Genomic DNA, 1,855 nt, shown 5'->3' with positions numbered 1-1,855 from the left:
CAATGACGGAGTGTGAAGCGTAGCGCGCAATTTCAAATGTCGCCGTGCGCAGTTCAAATGTCACCCCCTCGCGGCGGCGGTTCCAAGGCTATGAACTATGGCGTGCACTCATAAAGGTGCAAACGCCGGCTTTTGGGATCTAAGCAGAAATTTTCTGCTCAATCAGCGTCTTGCCAGTTTTGACCCAATTYGGACATTGGTCGCAGCGCCCAGGATCGACTGGCAGTCCTTTCTCACCCCACCGCCTCGTCGGAAAGTGATAGGCTTGAGGCGTCGACGAGTTTTCCCTGAGGGGGATGTATGCGACGCCGCGAGTTCATCACGCTTTTTGGTGGTACGGCAGCGGCGTGGTCGGCTACCGCGCGGGCGCAGCGACCTAAAGGGCGGCTTTACCGTGTTGGATATCTGTCATTGGGGACTGGGGAGCGCGTCTATTCCATTAAGGCGTTCGAAGAGGGCCTCCGCAAGCTCGGCTACCAACTTGGCGAGAATGTCGCCATCGAGTACCGCTTCGCCGACGGCGAGATAGAACGACTGCCCGCGCTTGCGGCAGACTTCGTCCGGCTTCGTGTGGACATCATCGTCACCGGGTTCAATCCGCTCACAGAAGCGGCGATGAAGGCGACCACGACCATCCCGATCGTCATGACTACCGGCCTTGATCCGGTTCGCGCCGGGCTTGTCGCTAGTCTGGCGCGCCCCGGCGGGAACGTTACCGGGCTGACCGTGGATGCGGGCGGCGAGATTTTTGCCAAGCGGTTTGAGATGCTGAAGGAAGCGCTGCCGGGCGTCTCGCGTGTGGGTATTCTGTTTAATCCGGACGTTGCGGCTACTCGGACCCGGCTGACGGCGATGATGGAAATCGCGCCGACACTGGGGTTGACGACTATCCCCGCCGAAGCCCGTGGGTTGGACTCACTTGAACAGGCGTTTGCGCTGATGGTTCGGGAGCGCGTGCAGGCGTGCGTCATGCAGGGAGATAGTGTGTTATTCAACCACCGCAGCCAGATTGCAGAAATGGCCTTGAAGAATCGGCTGCCAGCCGTCTCTACCCAGAGAGAGTTGGCAGAGGCGGGCTTCCTTCTGACTTACGGGGCCGATGTTGGAGATCTCTATCGTCGAGCCTCCGCTTTCGTCGACAAGATTTTCAAAGGTGCGAAGCCGGCCGACCTGCCGATCGAACAACCGATCAAGTTCGAACTGGCGATCAATCTGAAGACCGCAAAGGCGCTTGGCGTCATCGTGCCGCCGCTGCTGCTCGCCCGCGCGGACGAGGTGATCGAATAAGGCTTGTCGCTTCGGCTTGTGGCCCTTCTCGGACCTCGTGCAATGTCCGCCCTAGCCAAACCGCGCCGCAAGTAAATTGTACCAGGCCATAGCAGACGATCGCGATACGCCCGCCTTCCTTGGGTCGGAGTGAATAATGTCTAACAAAATTCCGAATTCGTATAAATAGAATTATTTTGATACTGGTCGCTTGACCCCGGTCTTGGGTGTCTTGCCCGACGGGCTGCCAAGGGATTGTGGCCGGGGCGGTTAGTCCGGCGCCGTCGGCACCCGCGGAGCCTGCGCGAGGGCCTGTGCCGGCTTGACGGCCGCCGGGTTGGCTACGCTCCTGGCCCGATCGCGCCGCAGCGAAAGCGGGACTGTCTTGAGCGCATAGATGATCGCGATCTGGGTCCGGTTCTGGAGGCGGTATTTGCGCATGATGTTGCCGATATGCGCCCGCACCGTGTTCTCCGAGATCTTGAGCTCGTAGGCGATGTTCTTGTTCTGCATGCCCCGCGCGATCAACATCATCAGCTCACGCTCACGCGGCGTCGGTGTAATCGAATCCTTCGGATCCGGGCTCATG

General features: G+C 59.6%; 2 protein-coding genes. One reads left to right on the top strand and one right to left on the bottom strand.

The genetic code is table 11. The features are described from left to right. Positions 1 to 300 precede the first annotated feature (300 nt). Positions 301 to 1,287 (top strand): ABC transporter substrate-binding protein, encoded by a 987-nt coding sequence (locus AC1D00_RS39320; RefSeq protein WP_135177336.1) that lies wholly within the window; start codon positions 301 to 303, stop codon positions 1,285 to 1,287. Positions 1,288 to 1,536: 249 nt separating this feature from the next. On the opposite strand, the gene AC1D00_RS39315 is transcribed toward AC1D00_RS39320, so the two are convergent. Further along, a complete protein-coding gene (locus AC1D00_RS39315; protein ID WP_135177335.1) occupies positions 1,537 to 1,854 on the bottom strand; it encodes a response regulator transcription factor in 318 nt (105 codons plus the stop codon). Position 1,855 lies beyond the last annotated feature (1 nt).

The sequence above is a fragment of the Bradyrhizobium sp. P2_E8 genome (assembly GCF_056403875.1).
The sequence above is the reverse complement of the archived record's forward strand: the minus strand, read 5'-3'. Positions and strand labels throughout refer to the sequence as shown.

Excerpts from the sequence above, each read along its gene's own strand:
- AC1D00_RS39320 (WP_135177336.1), top strand. The coding sequence starts at position 301 with ATGCGACGCCGCGAGTTCATCACGCTTTTTGGTGGTACGGCAGCGGCG.
- AC1D00_RS39315 (WP_135177335.1), bottom strand. The coding sequence starts at position 1,854 with ATGAGCCCGGATCCGAAGGATTCGATTACACCGACGCCGCGTGAGCGT.